Below are 25,330 nucleotides of genomic sequence, written 5' to 3'. Positions count from 1 at the left end.
CTGATCACGCGTCAGTGGCCCGACGGCTCGCGGCGGCGGCCCCGGGCGCGTCCGCTGAGCAGGGGCAGCGGGATGCGCCGCCGGGGCCTCGCCGGCAACCGTCGGGCGACGGCGTCGTCGAGCAGCGCCCGCACCGTCTCCGCGGCGCAGGTCCGGTTGGCGCCGATCCCGCCGGAGGAGCCGCGCTTGATCCAGCCCACGACGTAGGTGCCGGGCATCCCGTCGACCCGCCCGTCCTGGTTGGGGACGACGCCGGTCGCGTCGTCGAAGGGCAGCCCGGGCAGCGGCGTGCCGCGGTGCCCGACGGCCCGGACCACCAGCCCGGCCGGGATCTCCACCTCGCCGCCGCGACCGGTCACCCGCAGCCCTGCCACGTGGTCGGACCCGCTCACCGCGACCGGGGCCGAGTGGAAGCGCAGGACCAGGCGCCTGGAGCCTTCGGGGGGTGGCGCCGACCAGTCGACGGTCTCGCGGCGGACGCCCTGCAGGAGTGCGGCGTGCTCGCCCGGCGCGGCCGAGTCGATCGCCCGGCCGGTGCGCGGGTCCTCGTCGTCGACCACCAGCTCGACGCCGTGCCGGCGGGTGAGGGCGAGCAGCTCCGACCGGGTGTAGGCGGCGGTCTCCGGGCCGCGGCGGCCCAGCAGCACGACCTCGCGCACCGCGGTGTCCCGCAGCAGGCCCAGTGCCGGCGCGGCGATCGCCGTGCCCGCGAGGTCGGCCGGGTCCGCGGTGAGGATCCGGGCGACGTCGAGGGCCACGTTCCCGGTACCGACGACCACCACCCGCGACGCGGACAGGTCGACGGCCGCCGGCGCGATCTCCGGGTGGCCGTTGTACCAGCCGACGACGGTCGTGGCGGCGAGGCTCCCGGGCAGGTCCTCACCCGGCACGCCGAGCGCGCGGGCCTCCGAGGCGCCCACCGCGTAGATCACCGCGTCGTGCTCGGCGGCGAGCTCCGCCGCGGTGACATCGCGCCCGACCTCGACGCCCAGCCGCATCCGCAGCCGGTGGTGCGTGTGGTGGCGGGCGAACGTCTCGCCGATGCGCTTCGTCGCCGGGTGGTCGGGTGCCACCCCGAACCGGACCAGCCCGCCCGGCACGGACAGCCGGTCGATCAGCGTGACCCGGGCGTTCGTGTGCAGCAGCAGGTCCTGCACGGCGTACATCCCGGCCGGGCCGGTGCCGACCACGGCGACGTCGAGCGCCGGGAACCCGGCCGGGATCGCCCGGTCGAAGGTCGGTGGGCCCCAGTCGTGGAACACCGGCCCGGTCCCGGTCGCCCGCGACGACGGCCGGTCCACGTAGAACTCCGCGTTGATCGCCGCGTAGCCCTCGAGCGGGCCGCGCAGCGCGTCGACGGGATGGACCGCGTCCACGGGGCAGGCGTCCGCGCAGGCGCCGCAGTCGATGCACGTCCGCGGGTCGACGTAGAGCATGTCCGTGGTGCCGAAGTCCGGCTCGTCCGGCGTCGGGTGGATGCAGTTGACGGGGCAGGCAGCGACGCAGGACGCGTCGGTGCAGCAGGTCTGGGTGATCGCATAGGGCATCGCGGCGCCGCCGGGTCAGATCAGGTTCGCGCGACGGTAGATCGCCCGAGCCGGAGGGGTCAGCAGCCCCGCCGAGCCGAGGAACTCCATCAGCCCGGCGCAGCTCGAACGGATCATGGACTTGTGGTGCTCGTTGGCCCGCGCCTCGCGCACGGCCCGCCGGCGGTCGAGCCCGGCGGCGGCGTAGACGTCGTCGCTGACCATGCTGGTCACGATGAAATAGGCCGCGGACGCGACCGCGACGGCGTCGACCTGCCGGCGCAGGAGGCCAGCGCCCTTCATCCGCTCCCGGACCTCGTCCCGGGCGAACTTCATGTGCCGGGACTCCTCGACCACGTGGATGTTGTTGATCGTGCGCACGAACGGGGCCACGCGCTCGTCGCGCATCCAGTCCCGCTGCATCACGTCCAGGACCTCCTCGGCGACCAGGATCGCCGCGTAGGCCGTCTCGCCGCCGGCGAGCGCCTTGAACGCCCGGCCCAGCTCGATCACGGACCGCTTCGGCCGGTACGGGCGGGCCCCGAGCTTCGCCACGCCCCGGGCGAACATGATCGAGTGGCGGCACTCGTCGGCGATCTCGGTGAGCGCCCACTGGAACGCGGGATCGGTGAAATCCGTGGCGTAGTAGTCCCGCAGCATCATCTGCTGCAGGATCATCTCGAACCAGATGCCGGTGCTGGCGACCGACGCCGACTCCTGGCGGTTCAGCTCGCGCTGCTGCTCCGGGCTCATCTCGTCCCAGTACGCCGTGCCGTAGAGCGTGCTCCACTCCGGGCTGGCGCCGTGGAAGGCGGTGTCCAGCGGCGTCTCCCAGTCCACCTCGCGGGCCGGGTCGAAGGACATCAGCTCCGACGAGCGCAGCAGCCGACGCGCGACGTCCCTCTGGTCAGCCTGCTCCCCGGCCTGGTCGGTGCCGTTCAGTGCGATGGTGTCGTCCATGGTCGCTCCCTCGCGGATCGACGACGTGTGGTGTTACCGGCGGTAACGTTACCGGCGGTAACAGGTCGGCGCAACCGGAGGCGAGCAGTCGGCCGAGGGCTCAGAACTCGGTCACGCCCGCGTCGGGGGCGATCTCGTGGGCGGTGACATACCTCGACTCGTCGGAGGCGAGGAACAGCACGCTGTCCGCGACGTCCTCGGGCTGGGTGGTCTCGACCGGCAGCATGTTGGCGAACATGCCGCCCAGGCGCTGGTCACCGGCCATCGCCGCACCGAGGACGGCCTGCATGTCGCCGGAGCCCATCGGGGTGGCCACCCCGGTGGGGTGCACGCTGTTGACCCGGATGGAGTGCTTGGCCAGCTCGGCGGCGAACACCTTGGCCATGCCCTCGAGCATCTGCTGGCCCGCATCACCGAGCAGACCATCGCGTCGATCGCGTTCGTCGAGATCATCACGGCCCGGGCGGGGACGCCCGCCTCACGACCGTGACCGACCGCGTGCGAGCCGTGCTGGCCGATGCCCTCGGCGAGGCGCAACGTGCGGGCAGGATCCGGCGGTCACTGCGCACCGAGGACGTCATGCTCGCCGTCGGCATGGTCGCCGCGCTCGTCGCGAAGGTGCCCTCGGCCGATCGTCGTGCCACGGCGGACGCCTCATGGGCGCTCCTCCGCGAGGCCCTCCGCCCCTGACCTGCGCTCGAGCCCGTGAGGAGCGGGCGGCCGGGGTGCTGCGGCTTCGACCTCGTCGGTCGCGCCGTCGTCGAGCTGACGGGCGTGCCGAGGCTCGGCCGACGTGCCGAGAAGGGCGAGGAAGGCGCGGGCGCTGGGTGCCGACGGTTCGGGGTGGCGGTGGACCAGGGTGATCGGGTGCCGGGCGGCGAGGTCGGCGAGCTCCAGCACGTCGACGTCGTCGGCGCGGGCGGCGGCCGAGCGCGGGATGACGGCGACCCCGAAGCCGAGGGCGACGAACCGGACCACGGCGTTCGAGGTGGCGAGTTCGAAGGCGATGCGTCGGGTGACCCCGGCCCGGGCGAAGGCGGCGTCGACCTGGGTCCGCAGCCCGGACTCCGCGCGCATCTCGACGAAAGCGCTCGCTGCGGCGAGTGCGGCGAGATCGGCGGGCGCCCCGGCGGAGGGGTGGCCGCGGGGGACGGCGACGACGAGCGCCTCGTCGGCGAGGACCCGGTGTGCGAGGCCGTCCGGCAGCTGGTCGGCGAAGAGTCCGACGAACGCCAGGTCGAGCCCGCCTGCGCGGACCTGCTCGGCCATGTGCCTGCTCCCGGCGTCGCGGATCGCGATCTCGACGCCTCGGTGCCGGCGGTGGAATGCGGCCAGGGCGCGCTCCACCGTCGGCGCGGCCTGGCCCGTACTGCCGATCATGCCGATCGACAGCCGCCCGGTGATCACTCCCGAGAGCTCGGCGAGCTCCGCGCGGGCACCGTCGAGCTCGGCCAGCACGGCGCGGGCGCGAGGAAGCAGCAGCTCACCCGCCGCGGCGAGGCGCACGGAGCGGCTGGTGCGCTCGAACAGGGTGACCCGGTGCTCGCGCTCCAGCCGGGCGATCTGGTAGCTCAACGCGGACTGCACGACGTGGCAGCGCGCCGCGGCCCGGGTGAAGCTCAACTCCTCGGCGACGGCGACGAAGTACTCGAGTTGCCGCACATCCATCGCAATCCTCGATCAGTAGCGTCGAAACATTGTGTTGGACCGATGAATCGTACGCCGGGGCCGAGGCGGCCCGGCTGTTCTCGCTGTTCATGACCCTGTCGAGCGTCGCGCCGATCGCGGCCCCGGTGCTCGGTGGCGCGCTGCTGGCCGCGACGGGGAGCTGGCGCCCGATGTTCTGGCTGCTGGCCGCGATCAGCGTGGTGCTCGCCGCCGCGACCTGGCGAGCCGTACCGGAGACGCTGCCGGCCGAGCGTCGGCACGCGGGTGGCCTGCGCCGGACCGGCCGTGCGTTCACCACGCTGGCCCGTGACCGGGTCTTCGCGGGCTATGCGTTGACGGTCGGGTTCGCCTACGCCTCGCTGTTCGGCTACATCTCCGGCTCGTCGTTCGCGCTGCAGGAGCTCTACGGCCTCACGCCCACCCAGTTCAGCCTCGTGTTCGCGCTCAACGCCGCCGGGATGATCGTGCTCGGCCTGGCCAACGCGCGCCTCGTCCGGCGCTTCCCGGCCCGCGGGCTCCTGCTCGCCGGGCTCGTCGCGTCGGCCGTTGCCGCGCTCGCGCTGCTCGCGGCCGTCGTTCTCGGGCTGGGTCTGGTCGCTCTGATGGTGCCGTTGTTCCTCGTGGTCGCCACCCGTGGACTCGTCTCCTCGAATGCGACCGTGCTCGGGGTGCAGCGAGCACCGGCCGCCGGTTCGGCGTCGGCGGTGCTGGGGGCGTGCATGTTCACCGGCGGCATCGTCGTCACACCACTGATGGCGCTCGGCGGCGAAGGGACGGCCCTGCCCATGGTCGTGGTCGTCGCGGGCGGCGCGCTCGCCGCGCTACTGGCCACCGGGTTGCTCACCCGCGCGACGCGGGAGTCGGCACCGTCGGCCTAGCGACGGCGTGGTCGGGGTCAGATCCGCCGCCTCCGCCCTCGGCCACCTCGCCGAACGACTACAGGACCGCCGCGGCGGTGGTGACGATGTGCTCGTGGGCAGCCGCCGCGGCGGCTTCGGGGTCGTGGCGGGCGATGGCGTCGAGGATCGCGCGGTGCTCCGCGATGACGTCCTCGTGCCGGTGCGGCAGGGTCAGCGCCTCGAAGCCGATCAGCCACATCGCCCCGCGCAGGCTCGTCATCGTCGCGTGTGTCCGCTCCAGACCGAGCAGCTCGGACTGCAACAGATGGAACTGCTCGTCGAGAGCCAGGAACTCGGACTGCTGCCCGGGACCGCGCAGGTCCTGCTGGGCGTCGATGAGCGTGCCCAGCCGGCGCACGTCCTCCTCCGTCGCCACGAGAGCGAGTCGGCGCGCGGTGTAGGGCTCCAGCAGCGAGCGCAGGTCGAAGATCTCCCGCCGCTCGTCGGCGGACAGCTTGCGGAGCCGGAACCCCCGCTGGGACTCGATCGCGACGAGGCCCTCGCGGCTCAGCGAGATGAGGGCCTCGCGGACGGGGGTTCGGGACATCCCGAGGGTCTCGGCCAGTTCGTTCTCTGAGTAGAGGACCTCCTGGCGGATCGCGCCGTCGCGGATCGCCTGCTGGATCTGCAGGTAGGCGCGGCGGGACAGGGTCGGAGCTCGCTCCACCGCGGTGATCCCGCTCAGCTTGGCCACGCTGGCATCTTACACACCAGTAACGGGCCGCACTTGTATGCTACGTACTAGAGCACTAGCGTGCGGCGTGTTGATCCACCGACAAGGAGCTGCAGATGCCTCTCTCCGTAGACGACAAGCTCGCCATCCAGGAGCTGTCGAACACCCACGTCAAGTACCTCGACGCGCACGACGTCGAGGCCTGGGCGAACTGCTGGCTGCCCGACGGGAAGTTCATCGCCACCTACGGCACCTTCACCGGTCACGAGGCCATCAAGGAGTTCATCCGCGGCCACATCGCGGCCGGCAAGGAGGACGGAGCCCGCCACGTCCTGAGCAACTACGTCATCGAGGGCGACGGGGACCGGGCGACGGTCTACAGCCTGGTCGTCAAGATCCAGGTCGAGAAGGCTCCGCACATCATCGCCAGCGGCGTCTACAACGACGTCGCGGTCCGCACCGCCGACGGCTGGAAGTTCGAGTCCCGCCAGCTGGACGTGGACAACGGCGTCTTCGCCGCGGCCGCGGCCGCCGAGCAGAACAGCAGCAGCGGACGGTGACCGCGCTGGAAGCCGAGCGCTGGGGTGAGGACGGCCCACCGGTCGTCCTGGTCCACGGCAGCCTCAGCTCCGCGGCCGCGGCCTTCGGCGAGCAGAAGGTCCTCGCCGACCGCTACCGGCTGATCGCCCCCTACCGGCGCGGATACAGCCCGAGCCCGGGCACCGACCGGATCGACCCCGATCGGGACGCGCAGGACATCGTCGAGCTCCTCGGTTCCGGGGCCCACCTCGTCGGCACGTCGATGGGCGGGGTGGTGGCCATGCGGGCCGCCGCCCTGGCTCCGGAGAAGGTGTGGTCGCTGACGGTCATCGAGCCGCCCGCGATGCCGAACGCCGCCGGCCGGCCCGAGGCGGACAAGCTGATCGAGGGGCTCCGCACGCACTGGGAGCGCAACGGCGACGCCGACCTCGAGACGTTCGTCGAGGGCTTTCTCAGGACGCTGAGCGTGTCGATGGAGCTGCCGTCGCCGCTGCCGCCTCCGTTCGCGGAGGCGGTGCGCAACCTCAAGACCGAGCGCCCGTGGGAGACGGGGGTGCCGCTGGAGGAGTTGGCGGCCGCGCCGTTCCCCAAGTTGGTGGTCACCGGCGGCGGGACCCCGGGCTTCGAGGACGTCGGCGACGTGCTCGCGGAGAAGCTGCCGGCCAAGCGGGTGCTGTTCGACGGCAGCCCGCACGCCGTGCAGCGCATCGGCGAGCGGTTCAACGCCGAGCTGCTGGAGTTCCTGTCCTCGGCGGGTGACCACGCGAAGTGAGAACGGCACTGGTGCAGGTGGCCAGTCCGGCCGGGGAACCGGTCGGGGAGCGGCGCCGCCGGGTCGGGGACATGGTGGCCGAGGCCGCCGGCGCCGACCTGGTGGTGCTGCCCGAGCTCTGGCTGTCCGGGTACTTCGCGTTCGACGCCTACGCCGAGCTCGCGGAGCCGCTCCACGGTGACACCGTCTCGGCGGCCCGCGAGTGGGCCGTCCGGCTGGGCTGCCACCTGCACATGGGCAGTGTCCTCGAGCGCGACGGGCAGGGCCGGCTCTACAACACCGCGGTCCTGATCGGCCCGGACGGGGAGATCGTCCACACCTACCGGAAGATCCATGTCTTCGGGTACCGGTCGCGCGAGGCCGAGCTGCTCACCCCCGGGGAGCAGGTCGGCGCGGTCGACACCGGGCTCGGCCGGCTCGGCACCACGACCTGTTACGACCTGCGCTTCCCCGAGCTGTACCGCGCCCTGGTGGACGAGGGCGCGGAGTCCATCGTGGTGTGCTCGGCCTGGCCCGCCGCCCGTCTCGCGCACTGGCGGTTGTTCACCTCCACCCGCGCGGTCGAGGAGCAGGTCGTCCTCGTCGCCTGCAACGCGGTGGGGGAGCAGGCCGACGGGGTCCGGCTCGCCGGGCACAGCCGGGTGGTAGACCCGTGGGGCGAGGTGCTCGTCGAGGCCGGCGAGGACGAGGGCGTGACCTTCTGCGATGTCGATACAGGGGTGATCGCGGCGGCCCGCACCGAGTTCCCGGTGCTCGCCGACCGCCGGCTCACCCCGAGAAGAGAGAACTGAGCACATGCCCGACCAGGCACTACAACTCACCGTCCGCGGTACGGGCGAGATGCTGCACGTCCGCCCGGCGCGGCTCATCGTCGCCGGCTACACCGGCCGGGACGCCGAGGCGGTGGCCGCGCACATCGCCGAGCTCGCCGAGATCGGCGTTCCGCCGCCCGCGACCGTGCCCGCCTTCTACGACCTCGACCCCGCGCTGCTCACCACGGATCCGGTGATCGGCGTCGACGGCCCGGACAGCTCGGGCGAGGTCGAACCCGTCGTCATCCGCCACGACGGCCGCCTCTACCTCGGCGTCGGCTCCGACCACACCGACCGCGAGCTGGAGAAGAGCAGCGTCGCCGGCTCGAAGGCCGCGTGTCCGAAGCCGCTCGGCCGGGAGGTCGCGGCCCTGCCCGCCGACCTGAACGACTTCGACTGGGACCCCGTCGCCGCCGCCAGCGACGTCGACGGCGAGCCCTACCAGCGTGGGGACCTGTCCGCCCTGCGGCACCCGGCGGACGTGCTCGCCCGCCTTGCCGATGCCCTGCCGGACGCCGACGGCGACCTCGTCCTGTTCGGCGGGACGCTGCCCCTGATGACGGGACGCTTCGTCTTCGGCCGGAACTGGACACTGCAGCTGAAGCTGAGCGACGGCACAGTCCTGGCCCACACCTACGAGACCGAGCAGAGGAACCGCTGATGCGTACCGGACAGGACTACCTCACCGGTCTCAAGGACGGCCGGACGATCATCGTCGACGGCGAGGCGGTGCACGACGTCGCCGCCCACCCGGCCTTCGCGCCGATCGCGACGACGATCGGGGAGCTGTTCGACCTGGCCGCCGACCCGGCCCAGGGGATGACCGCGACCGCACCCGAGACCGGGGCGCGGACCAACCGCATCAACATCATCCCCCGCAGCCGCGAGGACCTCGCCGGCTTCCGGCACACCGCGGAGGCCTGGGCGCGGCACACCCACGGGTGGGTGGGGCGCAGCCCCGACCACGTCGCGGCGTTCGTCAACGGCTTCGCGGCCCACCCGGAGGCGTTCGCCGCGGGGGACCGCGACCTCTCGGCCAACGTGCTCGCCTACCACCGGCGGATGCAGACCGAGAACCCCTACGTCTCCTACGCGATCATCCCGCCGCAGGTCTCCCGGGCCACCACGGCGCACGCCTGGGACGGCGACTTCGTGCAGGTCGGCGTGACCGAGGAGCGCAGCGACGGGATCGTCGTGCGCGGCGCCCAGATGCTGGCCACCGGCGGCCCCGTGGCCGACGAGATCCTCGTGTCCTGCATCAAGCCGCTCACCGACGACGACGCGGACTTCGCCCTGAGCTTCGTCGTCCCGGTGGCCACCGAGGGCCTCAAGCTCTACTGCCGCCGCCCGTTCGCCCCCGCGGCGACCAGCTCCTACGACTACCCGCTGACGAGTCGTTACGACGAGACCGACGCCCTGCTGGTCTTCGACGATGTCTTCGTCCCCTGGGAGAAGGTCCTCGTCTTCCGCGACGTCGCCGGACTGCGCCGCCAGTTCTTCGACACCGGCGCCCACGTGCTCGGCAACTGGCAGGCGCAGATCCGGTTCGCCGTGAAGCTCCAGTTCATCGCCGGGCTCGCCCGCAAGGTCGCCGCCGTCAACGGCGTCGACAGGTTCCCCGGCGTCGTCGAGAAGCTCGGCGAGCTGGCCGCACTCACCTCCGTGGTCGAGTCCGCGGTCCTGGCAGCGGAGTACACCGCCGCCGACGACGGATCAGGTCTCTGGCTGCCGGGCAAGCGCGCCGTCTACGGGGCGATGGGCCTGCAGGCCGAGCTGTACCCGCGGGCGCTGGCGATCCTGCGCGACCTCGTCGGCGGCGGCGTGCTCCAGGTGCCCTCCGGCGTGGCGGACATGCGCAACCCGGAGACCCGCGCGGACATCGACCGCTACATCCAGTCCCCCAGCGCCCCCGCGGAAGAGCGGGTCAAGCTGTTCAAGCTCGTCTGGGACGCGGTCGGCAGCGAGTTCGCCGGCCGGCACCACCAGTACGAGATGTTCTACGCCGGAGCGCCCTTCGTCGTGAAGGGCTACGCCTTCCGCAACTACGGCTTCGACGGCCCGCTCGCCGAGGTCGACGCGTTCCTCGGCAGCTACGGCGTCGACACGCCTTAGCCACACCCCGCCCTACGACACCTCGAGGAGCACCGATGGCGAAACCCGAGCACGAGTTCTTCCCGGTGACGGACGTGGACTACACGCTCTGTCCCGGCGACGACCCGAAGATCAAGGAAAGGATCCTGGCCGCGGACAAGGACACCGGGGTCGCGACCCGGATCCTGCGCTACGAGCCGGGCGCGGACTCCACACCCAACGGTGTGCAGGTCCACGACTTCTGGGAGGAGGTCTACATCCTGGAAGGCTCGTTCACCGACCTCGAGCTCGGCCAGACCTTCACCGCAGGCATGTACGCGTGCCGGCCGCCGGGCATGCGGCACGGGCCGTGGCGCTCCGACGAGGGTGTCACGACCTTCGAGGTGCGGTACCGCGTCTGATCCGGGCCCGCCCGGCGAAAGGAAGCCCCCCATGATCTCCACGGCTCCGATCGATCCGTTGACCATGCGCCGCACCATCGGCCGCTTCGCCACCGGCGTCGCGGTCGTGACGGCGCTCGACGGCGACCAGCCGCACGGCATGACGGTCAACTCGCTGACCTCGGTGTCGCTGGACCCGCCGCTGCTGCTCGTCTGTCTGACGACGGGTGCCCGCACCACCGACGCCGTGGTCGGGGACGGGCGTTTCGCGGTCAACATCCTCGGCGCTCGCCAGGAGGAGATCGCGATGCGGTTCGCCCGGCGCGGTGCGGACCACTTCGACGGCCTCCCGCTGCGCTACGGGGACCACGAGGTCCCGGTCGTCCCCGAGGCGCTCGCGCACCTGGAGTGCACGGTGGACCGGCACTTCGAGGCGGGCGACCACGTGGTGGTCTTCGGCCGGGTGGGGCGGGTGTGCGACCGCGCGGGCGCGCCGCTGGCGTTCCTGGGCGGCCGATTCGGTGATCTCACCGAACGGGGAACCGAACCCGAACACTGGTTCTTCTGACCCGCAGCGAGACGCAACGGCGACACGTGCGCTCTGATCGTCGTTCGCGGGTCGGCGTGCCCGGGGAGCTTCGGACGTCGCGCAGGGAGACGTCGGGATCGGGTAGCCCCGGCCGGGACGTCACCGGACCGGTCGGGGCAGCTCGGCGCCGCGGCGCTGCAGCAGCCAGCGAAGCCGGTCGGTGATCAGGCCGTCGACGCCCATGTCCAGCAGGGCGTGTCGGTGCAGACGTCCCCGTTGACCTTCCGGTCGTGGCTGACCATCGCGTGCCCGTCCGCGGTGATCTGGACGTCGAGCTCCAGGGTGGAGACCCCGAGGTCGAGCGCGGTGCCGAAGGACAGCAGCGAGCTCTCCACCGACAGTTCCATCCCGCCGCGGTGGGCCTGCAGGTCGATCGGCCGCGCCGGCGGGACGACCGGCGACGCCGCGGCCACCCCGGGATCGCGAGAGCCGCGGCGACGACGAGGGTGGTGACGGCGGGCGATCGGACGGTTCCCACGGTCGGTGGACGCTAGACGCCTCCGGCGACCCGCGGTCATCGTCCGGGCGAACTCGCCGTGAGCCCAGCCGGCCCTCGAGGCCGCGGTCCGGTGGAGCCGACGCGCCGAACGAGACCGCAGTCCTCCGTTCAGCGACGGACGACCAGCTGGGCCCTTACGCAGCACGCCCTCGATCAGGAATCCGCGAGGGGCATCGGCTCGGGCGCGTCGGCCAGCGCGATCACCGGGCGTGCGGTGATGCGGTGGCCGAGGAGGACCGGCCGGTTGGCCTGGCCGAGCAGCAGCGGGAGCAGTTCGTGGGCGCGGACCTGCCCCCACCAGCCACGGTGCGCGGGCAGCTCGCCGAACGCGGTCACCTCGTCGGCGCGCACGGTCGGGCCCGCGACGACCAGCGGCGTCGGTTCCCCGGCGTGCATCACCCCGTGGGTGGACGGGGTGGCGTGGTCGCCGGTGACCGCGACGATCGCCCGCCCGGCGAGATCGGCCAGGCCGGCCAGACCGCGGTCGACCTCCTCCAGGACGTCGCGCTTGGCGTACGGCTCTTTGGTGTGCCCGGCCTCGTCGGTGGCCTTGGTGTGCACGTGCACGAACCGGGCCCCGCCGGCGACGAGGTCCTCTGCCGCCTCGAGCCGTGCGGCGAGGTCCTTCTCCAGGTCGTCGACGGGCGGAAGGTGGATCGAGCCCATACCGAGTACCGCGGCGAGCCCGCGGTAGAGCCGAGTGCTCGTGACCGCGGCGCCCGCGACGCCGATCTGCTCGACGAAGCTCGGGATGTCCCCGCGCACGCCCGACCACTTGGTGGTCAGGACGTCGAGCGCGGGCAGCCCGCGGCGGTTCCGGCCGGCGTTGACCACGCTGCCGACGAGGTGCGCCCGGGCGGCGTGCAGGGCCCCGGTCAGGGTCTCCGCGAACGCCGCCCCGTCCGGGCCGGTCGGGACCGGGCGCAGCCAGGGGTGGAAGGTCTCGAAGAACGGATCGGTGTCGGTCACGTCCGCGTGGGGGTGGCCGGGTGCGGTGAGCAGGGCCTCGCCGCGTCCGCCCAGGGCCTGAAGGTGTATCCCGAGGCGGGTCAGCACCGGGTCGAGCTCGGCCAGCAGCGCGGCCGCGTCGCCGTCGTCGGATCGTCCGGCGCGGCCGGTGATCCACAGCCGGTCGCCCTGGCGGGACGAGGTGCGCAGCGCGGCGTGGGTGACCGCGGTGTCCGCGTCGACCTGAAGGCCCGCGCCGAGGGCTTCGAGCACGGCGCGCCCGGGGAACGGGACGTCGGCGAACCCGAACATCGCCCAGTGCGCGAGCTCGGAGGTCGGCGCGCGGCCCCAGCCGAACGGCAGGTGCCAGCCGCTCGCACCGCGGCGGGCGAGCGCGTCGAGGTTCGGCGTGTGCGCGGCCTCGGCGGGTGTGCGGTCGCCGAGCTCCGGGATCGGCCGGTCCCCGAGCCCGTCGAGGACGACGAGCACGATGGGGAGGCGGTCGTCGTCGAGGCGGGGCTGGGTCTCGCCGTGTCCGGCCGGGATCACCGCTCGCCTCCCGCCGGCGAACCGGTGACCTTCGGGAGGAGCGACTGCAGCACCGGGATCACCGAGGCGGGCACGAGGTCCTCCCACCGCTCGCCGTGCTCGATCCGGCTCCGGATCTCCGTGGCGGAGAGGCGCTGGACGGGGGCGCCGTCGAGCACCGTGACGGGGTATCCGGCGTCGGCCAGCAGCTCGGCCTTGTGCCGTTCCCAGTCGGTGTAGGCGCGGACGAGGTGCCGGGCGTGCAGGGGCACGTACTCGGGCCAGTGCTGCGGACGGGTGAGGTCGAACGGCACGATCGTCGTGTCCGCGGCGATCCCCCGATCGGTCAGGGCCGCGGTCAGCAGCCGGACCCGCTCGTAGTAGGTGAAAGGGTTGGCCGAGTCGCGGTGCCGGTGGGCCGAGGTCGGCTCCTCGTGCCGGACTCCGTGATCCGGGTTGGTGATCGCGACGATCAGCTGGTCGGCGTCGCGCAGCGCGATCTCGAACAGCTCCAGGTGCTGCTCGTGGACCGGTTGGAAACGCCCGGTCACGCAGGCGAGTGCGGTCCGCGTGGTCATGGGCCCTCCTCGACGGTCACGGTTCCCGGCTCCCCGTCGACGAGCCGACCCACCACGTCGGCGGCCTCGTCGCCACGGTCGTGCAGCTGCGTGACCAGGTCGTCGGCGTCGTCGGCGGGGACTGCGAGCAGCAACCCGCCGGAGGTCTGGGCGTCGGCCAGGAGCAGTTGCCGGTCCGCGTCGAGGCCGCCGGGGTCGAACCAGCCGCGGTCCAGCGCGTTCGCGAGCGTGCGGCGGCTGCCGTCCGGGCCGCAGCCACCGGCGACCAGCTCGGCCACGCCGGGCAGCACCGGCACCGACCCGGCGTCCAGCCGGGCGGCGACCGCACCCGCCCGGCCCATCTCGTGCAGGTGCCCGATCAGGCCGAAGCCGGTGACGTCCGTGCCGCCACGCAGCCCGAACGCTCGCGCGACGGCAGCGGCCTCGGCGTTGAGCCGGGTCATGACCTCCACTGCGGTCTTCACCAGGCTCGGGTAGGCCTGACCGCGCTTGACCGCGGTACCCACGACGCCGAGCCCGATCGGCTTGGTCAGCACCAGCAGGTCGCCGGCCCGGCCGCCGCCCTTGCGCAGGATCGCGTCGCGGTCGACCGCGCCCACGACGGCGAGCCCGTACTTCGGGGCGGGGTCGACGATGCTGTGCCCGCCGGCGAGCAACGCCCCCGCGTCGGCGACGGCTCGCGCCCCGCCACGCAGCACATCGCCGAGCATGTCCACGTTCAGCTCCGCGGGCCAGCCGAGCAGGTTCAGCGCGAGCAGCGGCCGTCCGCCCATGGCGTAGACGTCCGACAACGCGTTCGTTGCGGCGATCCGGCCCCAGTCGTACGGGTCGTCGACCACGGGGGTGAGGAAGTCACAGGTCGCGACGAGCGAACTCCCGTCGAGCCCGTCCAGGTCGTAGACGGCGGCGTCGTCGCCGGGGTCGAGCCCGACCCGCAACGGGCCGCTCGCACCGGCCAGCAGCCCGTCGCCGCGCAACGACGCCATGACGTCGCCGAGCAGGCCCTGCGGCATCTTGCAGGCGCAGCCCCCACCCGGCGAGTACTGCGTCAGTGGCCGAGCCGCCCGGCTCATGCGGCCGGCCCCCGGTCCCGCAGCAGCCCGCGGGCGATGGCGTTGCGCTGGATCTCCACCGTCCCCGCCGGGATCCGGAGATTGCGGGCCACCCGGAACAGCTTCTCCTCCGGCGAGCCCAGCTGCAGGCCTCGGGCTCCGTGGATCTGCACGGCGCGGTCGGTGACCCGGTAGAACGCCTCATCGTTGATGATCTTCAGCAGGCTGATCAGCCGGGGCGCGTCGCGGTGCAGCGGGATGTCGAACGGGCCGAGCTCGTCCAGCTGGGCCTGGATCATCAGCGAGGTGGCCTTGGCCTGGGTGATGTCGGCGTCCATGTCCGCGATCAGGTGCTGGACGGCCTGCAGCGCGCCGATCGGCTTGCCTCCGGACTGCCGCTCCCGGGAGTAGGACAGGGCCCGGTCGAGGAGCCAGTTGCCCCAGCCGGCGTCCATGCCGCCGCGGCACATCCGCCGCCAGTTGATCCACGACATGGCCAGGGCGAAGCCGTCACCGATCTCGCCGACGACGTTCTCCGCGGGCACCCGGACGTCGGTGAACTCCAGCTCGCCGGTCAGCCCGTCGTTCATCATGGTGGGCAGGTCGACGCCGCGACGGAACCCGGGGGCGCCGGCGTCGACGAGGAACATCGACAGCGACCGCGTGCCGGCGCCGGGCTCGGTGACGGCGACCACCTGCAGCACGTCGGCGAAGTGGGCGTTGGTGATCCACGCCTTGTGGCCGTTGAGGATCCAGTCGTCGCCGTCGCGCTTGGCCCAGGTCGACATCTTCAGCACGTCCGAGCCGACGTCGGGCTCGGTGTTGCAGAACGCCGCGGTGATCTCACCCTTGATGAGCGGGGTCAGATACTGCTCGCGCGCGGCCGGGGAGCAGTGCTCGATCGCGGGGTTCGGGCCCTCGGTCCAGGCCAGTGCGGCGAGTCCCAGGCCCAGCCCGGAGTTGCGGTACACGAACTCCTCGACGTGGTGCATCTCCACCCGCGAGAGCCCGCCGCCGCCGACCGAGGCGGAGTTGTGCGGGGCGTAGAGGCCGGCGGCGCCGGCGCGGCGCTGGACCTCCCGGCGGGCCTCCCACACCTCGGGGTGCATCCGGCCGGCCTCGTCGAGATGCGGCTGTGCCGCCGTCCCGACGTTCTTCGCCGCCAGCTGCTCCTCGAGCGGGGCGACCTCGTCGTCGAGGAACCGGCGGAAGCGCTCGGTGTAGTCGGCGACCCGGTCGCTGATGCCGATGTTGATGCTCGCGCGCGTCATCGGGTGGGGCTCCTCGTCGTTGTGAACGGTGTTCATTGTGCTGAACAATGATCGAAAGCTAGCATCGCCGACTACTGATCGGAAGGGCGGAACGCATGTCTGAGGGAGCTCGGGCCGGACGCCGTGACGCCGTGGCGGAGATGAAGCGCGGCATCATCCTCGATGCCGCCCAGCGGGTCTTCGCCGAGAACGGGCTGCGCGGGGCGAGCATGCGCGCGATCGCCAAGGAGGCGGGCTACGTCCCGGGCGCGATCTACGCCTATTTCCCCAGCAAGGAGCACATCTACGCCGCCGCGTTGAGCGAGTCGCTGATCCGCCTGCGCGAGGCGACCGAGACCGCCGCGGTCGGCGCCGGCGCCCGCGAGCGACTGGTCGCGGCCGGGCTGGCGTGGTTCGACTTCTACGACGCGAACCCGCGTGACCTCGACATGGGCTTCTACCTGTTCGGCGGCGGCATCGAACCCCGCGGGCTCTCCGAGGAGCTCGACCGTGAGCTCAACGCCGCACTCCTCGCGACCCTCGAACCCGTCCGGCGCGCGGCGATCGAGATCGGGGCCACCGAGGACGACGCCGTCGTCCTGACGGCGGACACGTTCGCCCACGCCTCGGGCCTGTTGCTGCTCGCCCACACGCGCCGCATCGAGCTCTTCAAGCTCGACGCGCGCCCGTTGATGGCCCAGCACATGGAGCAGTTGGCCGCGCGGATCGCCACCTGAGCAGCGTCGGTCACCTCGCGGCCGGGTTGACAGGGCTGTCCGCCTACCCGGCGCCGACGAACGCGGTCCGGGGCTGAGACAGGCGGCCGGGGGTAACGGGGGGCGTACGAGGGTCGGGCGCATCCGGCGAGTCGCACTGTCTGGCAGTCCACGGGCGTGGCCGAGATCGGGAACGTGGACACGAGAACGGCCCTCGAGCCGGTCACCGCCGCAGGGCCGTCGACGGGCCTCGTATCACCCTCTCCGGGTGATGGGACGCTGGTGGGCACGGTGACACGGTGGTGCGTCTTCGACGAAGACGGGAGGGGACTGGTCCCGCTCCGCATCCCGGCCGTTCGGCACCTCGGCCACGCGCAATCCCAGGCCGCGCGCTGCCGGGGAACCAGCCCGTCCCGACGCGGGATCGTGAGGCCGTACCCCTTGTGAACGGGGGTCCTCACGAGCTGATCTTCTCCCCGCCTGCCCGCGCCGGAAGGCTCCGGCCCGTCTGGAACGGCCAGCTCCACATCGACCACCGACCAAACCGGCCAAGGAGCCCCAAGGAGACCGCCGACATGTCTGCCACGACCGAAGAATCAGCGGCCGCCCCTGCGATCCGGCCGTTGACGATCGAGGTGCCCGAGGCGGAACTCGAGGCACTGCGTGTGCGCATCGTGGCCACGCACTGGCCCGACAAGGAGACCGTCCCAGATCAGTCGCAGGGCGTGCAGCTCGCGACGAGTCAGGTACCTGCGCGCTATCGGGTGACGGATTACGACTGGCGCAGGTGCGAGGCGAAACTGAACGCTCTCCCGCAGTTCATCACGGAGATCGACGGGCTGGACATCCATTTCATCCACGTTCGTTCGGAGCGCGACGATGCTCTGCCGCTCATCGTCACACACGGATGGCCCGGCTCGGTCCTCGAGAACCTGAGGATCGTCGGTCCACTTACTGATCCTGTGGCACATGGCGCGAGCGAATCAGACGCTTTCCATCTGGTGATTCCGTCGGTGCCCGGCCACGGGTTCTCCGGTAAGCCGACCAGACCGGCTGGGGTCCCGACCGCATCGCACGGGCCTGGGCGGAGCTGATGAGGCGCCTCGGATTGCCTGCGAGCAGCTGGCTTTCGTCTACCAGCACATCGCCTACGCCCTCATGATGGGGGACCGCCCGCAGACGCTGACCGGATTGGCGGATTCACCCGTCGGTTTGGCAGACTTCATGCTCAACCATGACGCGCGTAGTCTGGACCGGATCTCACGGGTCTTCGCCGGGCACCCCGAAGGTCTTACGCGGGACGATGTCCTCGACAACATCACGCTCTACTGGTTGACGAACACAGCGATTCCTTCCGCTCGTCTCTGCTGGGAGAAAAAGTACCCCTTGTCCGCCGTCAAGGGCGTCTCCGTCCCGGTTGCCGTGAGCGTCTTTCCTGACGACTCTATCAAGCCCCGCGGAGTTGGGCCGAGCAGGCCTATCTCAACTCGTCTATCACAACAAGCTCGACAGAGGCGGCCTCTTTGCGGCCTGGGAACAGCCGCAACTCTTCTCGGAGGAGATTCGCACGGGCTTCCGGTCACTTCGCTAGACGACCGTGTGCAAACGTCTGCACATGTCCCTCGCTCGGCGGGCCGAGTTGGTCAACTCCGAGCCACTCGGCCCTGCCGGGCTGCGCCCGGCGCCGAGCGTTCACCTCACGCAAACCGCCGATCTCTCCGCTGATGACGACCTACGGGCCGGGCCCGTCGGCCGGACATCCAGCCACAGGAAAAGCATCGTCATGAGAGCACATTGGCCCAGGCTCGCCGGGCTGCACTCGGCCTCGGTCCGGCTACCGGTCGAGGGTGAACTGCCTTCTTTCGGCGGCGCGACGGGCTGGCTCAACTCGCCGCCGCTGACAGTGGCCGGCCTGCGCGGCAAGGTCGTCCTCGTCGGCTTCTGGACCTATACCTGCATCAACTGGCTACGCCAGCTTCCCCATCTCCGCGCGTGGGCCGCGAAGTACTCCGGCCGCGGGCTGGTGGTGGTCGGCGTACACACGCCCGAGTTCACGTTCGAGAGCGACGTCGGCAATGTCAGCCGGGCCGTGCGGGAGATGAGGATCGAGTACCCGGTTGCGATCGACAGCGACTACACGGTCTGGAGTGCCTTCGGCAACCATTACTGGCCGGCCCTCTACTTCGCGGACGCCGAAGGGCTGATCCGGCATCATCACTTCGGCGAAGGCGAGTACCAGCAGTCGGAGATGATCATCCAGCAGTTGCTGGCCGAGGCCGGATCCGCCGACGTGGATCATGAGCCGGTGTCGGTGGATGCCCATGGTGCCGAAGCGCCCGCCGACTGGGCCAACCTGAGATCGCCGGAGAACTACACCGGCTATGAGCGCACCGGGAACTTCGCGTCCCCGGGCGGCGCGGTACCGGGCAAGCGCCACACCTACACGACCCCGGCGGAGCTGGGACTCGATCACTGGGCCCTGTCCGGGGACTGGACGATGGCGGAACAGGCCACCACGCTGCACACGGCCGACGGGCAGATCGCCTACCGCTTCCACGCCCGCGATCTTCATCTGGTCATGGGGCCGGCAGTACGGGGCACGTCCGTGCGGCTCCGGGTGCTCCTCGACGGACAGCCGCCGGGTGCGGCGCATGGGGTCGACATCGACGCTCGAGGCAACGGAACACTGGTCGAACAGCGGCTGCACCAGCTCGTCCGGCAGCCCGGCCCCATCACCGACCGCACCTTCGAAATCACCTTCCTCGATCCCGAGGTCCAGGCCTACGCGTTCACCTTCGGCTAGATCAGGAAGGTCCGGCCATCTCATGCACGCCCTGACGTCGGCTGAGAGGCGCCTGGCTGGACGCACCAGAACTCGAGGTCGAGGACCCCGAGCTCGCCGTGTGTTTCAGGGGAGCGCCGAAGGAATTCGAGATCCGGCGACGCGAACAGGTCACCGAACCGGTGCTCACCCCACGCGAGACGGAGGTTCTCGGCCTCACGGCCGACGGACTCTCAGCACCCGAGTTCGCCGAACGCCTCTTCGTCGGCGTCACCACCGTCAAGTCGCACCTGCAGCACGTCTACGTCGAGCTCGACGTCTCGGGCCGGGCCGCGGCCGTCGCCCGAGCGCATCGTCTCGGTCTCCTGAGCTGAGGCCGAGGCGAGCGGCTCGCGGGACGAAGGCCGCCGAACCCGTCCGCCGGGTCGGCCTCACCGCAGCAGATCACTCCGTGCCGAAGAACGACCGGGCAAGGGCGATCCGTTCTGCACGCAGCCCGACCTCAGGTCTGTGCGAGCGCGACGGGCGGCGTCTCCCCGGCCTGCTCGGTCCTGAAGTGGGGCAAGACCTCGGTCGCGAAGATCTCGGTGTTGCGCCGGGTCATCTCGGCCGACATGTCGCCCATGGCGAGCATCGTCATCATCTGCCCGAACCCGAGCTCGTCGCGCAGCTCACCGATGCGGTTGCGGACGGACTCGGGCCCGCCGACGATGACGTATCCCTGCTCGACGAGCTCGGAGAAGCTCAGCTCGGGATACGGCTTCATGCCCGCCTTGAGCAGCCCGCGCATCGCCGGGGCCGACATGTACCCGGGTGGGAAGACGATCTCGGCGCCCTGTCGCAGGCCCTTGTGGAACAGCCACTCCACGTGCTGCCGGGCCTCGCGCATCGCGGAGCGCTCCGACTCCCCGATGAACACCGGGGTGGCCAGCGCGATGTTCTCCGGGTCGGGCTCGTACCCGAGGTCGGCGGCCGCCTTGCGGTAGCCGTCGAACCAGGTCTTCACGACCTTCGTCGGCGCGTACACCGACACGTACATGTAGCGGTTCTCCGCCACCCAGCGCATCGTCTCCGGGCTCCCGGCGCCGGGCACCGCGATCGGCGGGTGCGGGGACTGCAGCGGCCTGGGCCACACGTTCACGTAGCGGTACTCGTAATGCTCGCCGATCCACTGGAAGGGCCCCTCGGTCGTCCAGGCCTTCTTGATCAGATCGTGTGCCTCGTTGAACCGGGACCGGGAGTCGGCCGGGCTGACGCTGTGCGCGTAGTGCTCCCAGCCGATGCCGCGGACGAACCCGGACACCAGCCGGCCCCTCGTCAGGTGGTCGAGCATCGCGATCTCCTCCGCCACCCGCAGCGGGTTGCCCCGGATCGGGATGGCGTTGCCGAGCACCATGATCTTCGAGCGGGAGGTGCGCCGGGCCAGGGCCGCGGCCATCACGTTCGGCGACGGCATCATCCCGTAGCCCGACTGGTGGTGCTCGTTCACCACGATGCCGTCGTAGCCCAGCTCGTCGGCGTACTCGAGCTCGTCGAGGTAGCGGTGGTACAGGTCCACACCCTTGGCCGGGTCGAAGTGGGAGTTGGAGAACGTCAGGGACATCGACGGGTACTTCTCCACGTCGTCGAAGTCCTCGGGCAGGTAGGGGTAGGGCATGAGGTGGAAGAAGTTGAACTTCATGATCAGCTCTCCGGTAGCGGGTGCGGGGCTCAGTCGGCCAGGAAGTCGGTCACGGCGGCGGTGACGGCGTCCGGGCGCTCGCCGTAGAGGGCGTGCCCGCAGTCGTCGACGACGACGAGTTCCGCGCCGGGGATCGCGGCGGCGTAGCGCTCGCAGTGCGCCCGGGGGATGATCCGGTCGTGCTCGGCGGCCACCACCCGCGTGGGGGCCGAGATGCGCCGGAGCCGGCCTTCCAGTTTCGGGTTGCTCAGGTAGGGCTTCCAGCCGAAGCGGGCCAGCGCGCCGAGATCACGGTAGGACCGCAGGATGTCCTCGACGCCCGGCTCGGTGGCCAGCAGGCTCTCGACGATCCCGGGGTCGTGGAACAGGGCCCCCAGCAGCTGCGGCGGCGTCATGATGAACAGGTCGGCCACCGGGTGTTCGGGAATGCGCAGCCCGGCCGGGCCGAGCAGGGCGAGCTTGCGCACCCGGCGCGGCGAGTGCACGGCGAGCTCGGCGGCGATCCAGCCGCCGAACGACGCGCCGACGAGGTCGACCTGGTCGAGGCCGAGCCGGTCCAGCAAGTCGAGGTAGTGATAGACGAGGTCGTCCATCGCCCGCACTTCCGGGAGATCGTCCGACAGCCCGAAGCCCGGGTGGTCCGGGGCGATGAGGTCGAAGTGCTCGCTGATCAGCTGGTGGTGCGGGCCCCATTCGCCGGCCCCGCCCGCGGCATGCAGGAACAGCACCGGGCGCCCCGATCCCGCGCGGAAGTAGCTGATCGAGCCACTCCCGATGTCCAGGCGCCGCGCGGCGGCGGCGGGCTGATCGACGGTGGTGGTCACAGTTCCTCCTGTTCGACGAGGCGCCGCTCTCGGCCCGGCCCGGGCCGGCCGGGCCCCTGTGGGCTCGCGCCGGATGCGACGAGGTGTGAGGCACGCCTCACTCCGGATGAGGCAGACGCTAGGGCGGGGCGGGCCCACCCGCGAGCCGCTTCCCGCAGCCCTCGGCCGGTTCCTGCATCGAATTCGCGGTGGCCGCGAGCTTGACTTCGTGGTGATCGCCCACGAATCTGACGCCATACGGACAGATGTCCGCCAATGGAGGCGAGCATGGGCAGGTTTCCGGAGCCGAGGACGTCGACGGAGCTCCCCTGACGGCGTCGGCCCCGGGTCCGGTCGGGCCACGGAGTTCTCCACCCGAGATCCGCACGAGGCGAAGTGCCGCACCGAGAACATGCTGAACTGCCGGCACACGATGGCGGTGCTCGATCGCGCGAGCCCTTTCCGGGCGCGGGTGAGGCACGCGTCGATGGACGGCTTCGGGCTGATGTCGTCGACGTACGGACCGCCGGTCGAGATCGTCTGTGTGCCGACGATCCCGTGGGTCACGGTGAGCTTCATGGCCGGTGGCACGGCGGCCTTCACACAGCGTGGCGCCGACACCGCGCCGGTCGGTTCCTCGCGCGCGGCGGTGCTGTCCTACGACCGGGACGTGGCGATGCGGTGGCCCGCCGGGACTGAGCAGCTCATGCTGACGATCGCGAAGTCCCGCATCGAGACGTTCCTCCGCCGGTTGCTGAACGAGCCCCTGCGCGCACCGGTCCGGTTCGACGTCGGACTCGATCTCGACGGCGACGGGCGCGGTGTGGTTGCGGCGGTGGCGACCCTGCGCCGCGCGTTGGCGACGTGCGGGCCGGGCGGCCCGTCACCGGTGCTGGCCGCGGAGATCGAGCACAGCGTGGTGTCCGCGCTGCTGTTCGGGCAGCGCCACAACTACACCGACGCGGTCTTCGCCCCGCCCGCCCTGCCGTCGTCGCGGGTCGTCGGGCGGGTCGTCGAGCTGATCGAGGCGTCGACGGACACCGCCTTCACGGTCGCGGACCTGGCCGCGTTCGCCGGGGTCAGCGAGCGTTCGCTGCACGCCGCGTTCCGCCGCCAGCTCGGCGCGTCGCCGATGGCCTACGTTCGGCGCCTGCGTCTGGAGCGGGTGCACGAGGAGCTGTTGCGGCTCGAACCGGACGGGACACACACCGTCACCGAGGTCGCCCTCCGCCACGGGTTCGCCCACGGTGGCCGGTTCGCGGCGGCGTACCGGGCGCGCTTCGGCGAGCCGCCGTCGGACACGCTGCGCCGTTAGCGTCCCGCCCCGCAGCAGCGTTATGGCTCCACAACGCACCCAGGAGCCTGCCTGCAGCAGCGTTATGGCTCCATAACGCACCTAGGAGCCTGCCTGCAGCAGCGTTATGGCTCCATAACGCCTAGGGGTGCGCGGTCACCGCCAGGTGTTGTTGCTGGTGTGGTCGCCCTCCAGCCAGGCCTTCAGCTCGGCGCGGGCGGACCTGCGACGTTCGGCGTCGGAGTCCTCGACCCCGGGGCTGTCCGCGGTGAACTCCAGCAGCAGGCCGTTGGGGTCGGAGGTGTAGAGCGAGCGGCAGTAGCCGTGTTCGAGGACGTAGGTCTCCTCGGGCTTCCAGCCGCTGTCCGCGAGCCGCTTCGCGATGGCGTTCTGCACCTCGTCGGTGACCTTGAGGGCGATGTGCTGGAACGGGGAGAACGGCATCTGCGGGCCGAACTGCTCCTGATCCGCGGGATCGGCGAACTGGAAGAAGGCGAGTGCGCTGCCGTCGCCGAGGCCGTAGAAGGTGTGGCAGTAGGTGCGGACGGCGCCGAAGAGCTCGTCGGCCTCCTTCCAGGTGGCGACGAGGGGCAGCCCGACGATGTCCTCGTAGAAGACGCGGGTCGCCTCCTGGTCGCGGGTGACGTAGGCGTTGTGGTGCAGCCGGGACGGCAACGTCGAGGCGAGCGGGGTGTCCGCGGCCGAACCGACGGTCTGGGTCATGGCATGACTCCTCATCCAGGGTGGCTCAGCGCCCGTGGGTGCTGGCGCTGCGGTAGTCGGTGTAGGTGTAGGGGTTGTCGAGGATCGTGGTCTCGGGGACGTCGGGGTTCATCCCCTTCTCCCAGGCTTCGGTGCCGAGGGTCGAGCGCAGGTGGTCGACGGTCTGCTCGACCGTCCGCCGCGCGGCGGCGAGGTCGATCCCGACGAGCTCGTGGTCGTGCTTGACCACGCGGCCGTCGACGAGCACGGTGTGCACGTCGCCGCGCTGGGCCTGGAACGCCACGTGCCCGTACGGGTTGAGCAGCGGGAACATCACCGGCGACCGGTCGTTCTTGATCAGCACGAGGTCGGCCTTCTTGCCCACCTCGACGCTGCCCAGCTCGGTGTCGCGGCCCAGGGCGCGGGCTCCGCCGCGGGTCGCCCACTCGACGACCTGATCGGCGCGCAGCGCGCAGTGGGTCACGGTCTCGCCCTTGGCGTGCGCCTCGAGGTGCTCGCGGGAGCGGTCGGCGCCCAGGGTGGTGCGCATGGCGGAGAACAGGTCGCCGCTCCACCACACCGTCGTGTCCATGGACAGTGACACCGGGATGCCGTGGGCCCGCAGCGCCCAGGTGGGCGGGTAGCCCTGGCCGGCGCTCTGCTCGCTCTCGGTGGAGATCGAGACCGACCCGCCGGTGGCGGCGATGCGGTGGTAGGAGTCGGCGGCCAGCGAGGCGCTGTGCACGTAGACGGTCTCGGGGGTCATGAAGCCGTGGTCGTGCATGAGCCGGATGCCGTCGTCGCCGGTGGCGCCCCAGACCCCGGCGTGGGTCGTGACGGCGACGCCCAGGTCCCGGGCGACCTCGAAGGCGGGCTTCTCGGGGAAGGCCGGGTCCCCGGTGACGTCGAAGGCGAGCTGGAAGCCGAGCATGTCGTCGCCGGTGATGCGCCGACCCACGAAGTCGCGGAACTCGGGCGCGGTGGCCCACTCACCGGGGGCCTGCTGGATGTTGCCGTAGGCCAGCACGAACCGGCCGGGCACGGCCTGTAGTGCGTCGACGGCCGCGTCGGCGTGCTGGGTCGTCTGCAGGCCGTGGGACCAGTCGACGGTCGTGGTCACACCCGCGTCGACGGCCTCGATCGCGCCGAGCAGGTTGCCGGCGTAGACGTCCTCGGGCCGGAAGGCCTTGCCCCACTCGAGGTAGTACCAGACGAAGTACTGGGTCAGGGTCCAGTCGGCGCCGTAGCCGCGCATCGCGGTCTGCCACATGTGCCGATGGGTGTCGATCATGCCCGGCATCACGATGCCGTCGCTCGCGTCGATCTCGACGGTGCCCTCGGGCACGGCCAGGGACGGGCCGATCGCGGCGATCCGGTCGTCGACGACCAGGACGTCGCAGCGGGGCAACACCTGCTCGGCGTCGTCCACGGTGAGCACGGTGCCGCCCCGGAGCACCACAGGCCGGCCGGCGTCGAAGCCCTTCGGATCGCTCATCGCTCTCGCTCCTTCGCGGTGGCGTCGTCGACGTCGGACTCTTGTCCGCAGTACGGTCAGCAGGAGGCCGGCGTCACTGTCGCCGACCCGGC

28 protein-coding genes are annotated in these 25,330 nt (G+C 71.5%); 14 read left to right on the top strand and 14 right to left on the bottom strand.

Annotation, left to right across the window (positions count from 1 at the left end; all coding sequences use genetic code 11):
* Positions 1–11: 11 nt before the first annotated feature.
* The 3 genes from WBK50_RS21240 to WBK50_RS21230 form a co-directional block, all read right to left on the bottom strand.
* Complete coding sequence (locus tag WBK50_RS21240; RefSeq protein ID WP_341337285.1) at positions 12–1,547, bottom strand: FAD-dependent oxidoreductase; 1,536 nt, start codon at positions 1,545–1,547, stop codon at positions 12–14.
* Positions 1,548–1,562: 15 nt separating this feature from the next.
* A complete protein-coding gene (locus WBK50_RS21235) occupies positions 1,563–2,486 on the bottom strand; it encodes an AurF N-oxygenase family protein (RefSeq protein ID WP_341337284.1) in 924 nt (307 codons plus the stop codon).
* A 100-nt stretch (positions 2,487–2,586) separates the two neighbouring features.
* The gene (locus WBK50_RS21230; RefSeq protein ID WP_341337283.1) at positions 2,587–2,871 is read right to left on the bottom strand and encodes an SDR family oxidoreductase; all 285 of its coding nucleotides are present in this window, start codon (positions 2,869–2,871) and stop codon (positions 2,587–2,589) included.
* 101 nt (positions 2,872–2,972) lie between these two features.
* Between WBK50_RS21230 and WBK50_RS21225 the strand changes: the two genes are divergently transcribed.
* Positions 2,973–3,176: a hypothetical protein gene (locus WBK50_RS21225; protein WP_341337282.1), complete on the top strand. Its 204-nt coding sequence runs from the start codon at positions 2,973–2,975 to the stop codon at positions 3,174–3,176.
* Here the strand turns inward: WBK50_RS21225 and WBK50_RS21220 are convergent.
* Positions 3,141–4,154, bottom strand: a complete 1,014-nt coding sequence (locus tag WBK50_RS21220) for a LysR family transcriptional regulator (RefSeq protein WP_341337281.1) — start codon at positions 4,152–4,154, stop codon at positions 3,141–3,143. The two genes, WBK50_RS21225 and WBK50_RS21220, sit on opposite strands and share 36 nt — an antisense overlap.
* 29 nt (positions 4,155–4,183) lie before the next feature.
* Here WBK50_RS21220 and WBK50_RS21215 point away from each other — a divergent pair, with 29 nt between their 5' ends.
* Positions 4,184–5,032 (top strand): MFS transporter, encoded by an 849-nt coding sequence (locus WBK50_RS21215; protein WP_341337280.1) that lies wholly within the window; start codon positions 4,184–4,186, stop codon positions 5,030–5,032.
* 58 nt (positions 5,033–5,090) lie between these two features.
* On the opposite strand, the gene WBK50_RS21210 is transcribed toward WBK50_RS21215, so the two are convergent.
* Positions 5,091–5,747 carry a GntR family transcriptional regulator gene (locus WBK50_RS21210; protein ID WP_341337279.1) on the bottom strand — a complete coding sequence of 219 codons (657 nt, stop codon included), beginning with the start codon at positions 5,745–5,747 and terminating at the stop codon, positions 5,091–5,093.
* 95 nt (positions 5,748–5,842) lie between these two features.
* Here WBK50_RS21210 and WBK50_RS21205 point away from each other — a divergent pair, with 95 nt between their 5' ends.
* Genes WBK50_RS21205 through WBK50_RS21175 form a run of 7 tightly spaced genes read left to right on the top strand, consistent with a single transcriptional unit; the run spans position 5,843 to position 10,889 of the window.
* Positions 5,843–6,286 carry a nuclear transport factor 2 family protein gene (locus WBK50_RS21205; protein ID WP_341337278.1) on the top strand — a complete coding sequence of 148 codons (444 nt, stop codon included), beginning with the start codon at positions 5,843–5,845 and terminating at the stop codon, positions 6,284–6,286.
* Positions 6,283–7,038, top strand: a complete 756-nt coding sequence (locus WBK50_RS21200; protein WP_341337277.1) for an alpha/beta fold hydrolase — start codon at positions 6,283–6,285, stop codon at positions 7,036–7,038. Before WBK50_RS21205 ends, WBK50_RS21200 begins: the two co-directional genes overlap by 4 nt.
* Positions 7,039–7,049: 11 nt before the next feature.
* Entirely contained in the window at positions 7,050–7,829 is a 780-nt protein-coding gene (locus WBK50_RS21195; RefSeq protein ID WP_341337276.1) for a carbon-nitrogen family hydrolase, read from the top strand.
* A 4-nt stretch (positions 7,830–7,833) separates the two neighbouring features.
* A complete protein-coding gene (locus WBK50_RS21190) occupies positions 7,834–8,511 on the top strand; it encodes a DUF2848 family protein (RefSeq protein ID WP_341337275.1) in 678 nt (225 codons plus the stop codon).
* A complete protein-coding gene (locus WBK50_RS21185) occupies positions 8,511–9,962 on the top strand; it encodes a 4-hydroxyphenylacetate 3-hydroxylase family protein (RefSeq protein WP_341337274.1) in 1,452 nt (483 codons plus the stop codon). The genes WBK50_RS21190 and WBK50_RS21185 overlap by 1 nt, the downstream gene beginning before the upstream one ends.
* Before the next feature lie 35 nt (positions 9,963–9,997).
* Positions 9,998–10,342: a cupin domain-containing protein gene (locus tag WBK50_RS21180; RefSeq protein ID WP_341337273.1), complete on the top strand. Its 345-nt coding sequence runs from the start codon at positions 9,998–10,000 to the stop codon at positions 10,340–10,342.
* A gap of 31 nt (positions 10,343–10,373) precedes the next feature.
* Complete coding sequence (locus tag WBK50_RS21175) at positions 10,374–10,889, top strand: flavin reductase family protein (protein ID WP_341337272.1); 516 nt, start codon at positions 10,374–10,376, stop codon at positions 10,887–10,889.
* A 185-nt stretch (positions 10,890–11,074) separates the two neighbouring features.
* On the opposite strand, the gene WBK50_RS21170 is transcribed toward WBK50_RS21175, so the two are convergent.
* The 5 genes from WBK50_RS21170 to WBK50_RS21150 all read right to left on the bottom strand — a co-directional run bounded on the left by WBK50_RS21170 (position 11,075) and on the right by WBK50_RS21150 (position 15,786).
* Entirely contained in the window at positions 11,075–11,323 is a 249-nt protein-coding gene (locus WBK50_RS21170; protein ID WP_341337271.1) for a glycerophosphodiester phosphodiesterase family protein, read from the bottom strand.
* Positions 11,324–11,562: 239 nt separating this feature from the next.
* On the bottom strand, positions 11,563–12,906 hold the full coding sequence (locus WBK50_RS21165; RefSeq protein WP_341337270.1) for an alkaline phosphatase family protein: 1,344 nt from the start codon (positions 12,904–12,906) through the stop codon (positions 11,563–11,565).
* Entirely contained in the window at positions 12,903–13,463 is a 561-nt protein-coding gene (locus WBK50_RS21160; RefSeq protein WP_341337269.1) for an adenylyltransferase/cytidyltransferase family protein, read from the bottom strand. Before WBK50_RS21160 ends, WBK50_RS21165 begins: the two co-directional genes overlap by 4 nt.
* The gene (gene selD / locus WBK50_RS21155) at positions 13,460–14,536 is read right to left on the bottom strand and encodes a selenide, water dikinase SelD (RefSeq protein WP_341337268.1); all 1,077 of its coding nucleotides are present in this window, start codon (positions 14,534–14,536) and stop codon (positions 13,460–13,462) included. The genes WBK50_RS21160 and selD overlap by 4 nt, the downstream gene beginning before the upstream one ends.
* On the bottom strand, positions 14,533–15,786 hold the full coding sequence (locus WBK50_RS21150) for an acyl-CoA dehydrogenase family protein (protein WP_341337267.1): 1,254 nt from the start codon (positions 15,784–15,786) through the stop codon (positions 14,533–14,535). Before WBK50_RS21150 ends, selD begins: the two co-directional genes overlap by 4 nt.
* Before the next feature lie 95 nt (positions 15,787–15,881).
* Here WBK50_RS21150 and WBK50_RS21145 point away from each other — a divergent pair, with 95 nt between their 5' ends.
* From WBK50_RS21145 to WBK50_RS21130, 4 genes are all read left to right on the top strand, one after another.
* Positions 15,882–16,502: a TetR/AcrR family transcriptional regulator gene (locus WBK50_RS21145; protein ID WP_341337266.1), complete on the top strand. Its 621-nt coding sequence runs from the start codon at positions 15,882–15,884 to the stop codon at positions 16,500–16,502.
* Positions 16,503–17,056: 554 nt separating this feature from the next.
* Positions 17,057–17,575 (top strand): epoxide hydrolase family protein, encoded by a 519-nt coding sequence (locus WBK50_RS21140; RefSeq protein ID WP_341337265.1) that lies wholly within the window; start codon positions 17,057–17,059, stop codon positions 17,573–17,575.
* Between the two features lie 521 nt (positions 17,576–18,096).
* The gene (locus tag WBK50_RS21135; protein WP_341337264.1) at positions 18,097–19,284 is read left to right on the top strand and encodes a redoxin domain-containing protein; all 1,188 of its coding nucleotides are present in this window, start codon (positions 18,097–18,099) and stop codon (positions 19,282–19,284) included.
* A 161-nt stretch (positions 19,285–19,445) separates the two neighbouring features.
* The gene (locus WBK50_RS21130; RefSeq protein ID WP_341337263.1) at positions 19,446–19,637 is read left to right on the top strand and encodes a helix-turn-helix domain-containing protein; all 192 of its coding nucleotides are present in this window, start codon (positions 19,446–19,448) and stop codon (positions 19,635–19,637) included.
* Between the two features lie 128 nt (positions 19,638–19,765).
* Here WBK50_RS21130 and WBK50_RS21125 read toward each other — a convergent pair whose 3' ends face one another.
* Together WBK50_RS21125 and WBK50_RS21120 are read right to left on the bottom strand one after the other, a co-directional pair.
* On the bottom strand, positions 19,766–20,944 hold the full coding sequence (locus tag WBK50_RS21125) for an LLM class flavin-dependent oxidoreductase (RefSeq protein ID WP_341337262.1): 1,179 nt from the start codon (positions 20,942–20,944) through the stop codon (positions 19,766–19,768).
* Between the two features lie 29 nt (positions 20,945–20,973).
* Positions 20,974–21,768, bottom strand: a complete 795-nt coding sequence (locus WBK50_RS21120; protein ID WP_341337261.1) for an alpha/beta fold hydrolase — start codon at positions 21,766–21,768, stop codon at positions 20,974–20,976.
* A gap of 73 nt (positions 21,769–21,841) precedes the next feature.
* On the opposite strand from WBK50_RS21120, the gene WBK50_RS21115 reads away from it, so the two are divergent.
* Entirely contained in the window at positions 21,842–23,062 is a 1,221-nt protein-coding gene (locus tag WBK50_RS21115; protein ID WP_341337260.1) for an AraC family transcriptional regulator, read from the top strand.
* Between the two features lie 135 nt (positions 23,063–23,197).
* Here the strand turns inward: WBK50_RS21115 and WBK50_RS21110 are convergent, their stop codons facing one another.
* Both WBK50_RS21110 and WBK50_RS21105 read right to left on the bottom strand, forming a co-directional pair.
* A complete protein-coding gene (locus WBK50_RS21110) occupies positions 23,198–23,764 on the bottom strand; it encodes a VOC family protein (RefSeq protein WP_341337259.1) in 567 nt (188 codons plus the stop codon).
* Positions 23,765–23,789: 25 nt separating this feature from the next.
* Positions 23,790–25,238: an amidohydrolase family protein gene (locus tag WBK50_RS21105; RefSeq protein WP_341337258.1), complete on the bottom strand. Its 1,449-nt coding sequence runs from the start codon at positions 25,236–25,238 to the stop codon at positions 23,790–23,792.
* Positions 25,239–25,330 lie beyond the last annotated feature (92 nt).

Origin of the sequence: Pseudonocardia sp. T1-2H (assembly GCF_038039215.1) — a bacterium.
Classification (GTDB): Bacteria; Actinomycetota; Actinomycetes; order Mycobacteriales; family Pseudonocardiaceae; genus Pseudonocardia.
The sequence above is the reverse complement of the archived record's forward strand: the minus strand, read 5'-3'. Positions and strand labels throughout refer to the sequence as shown.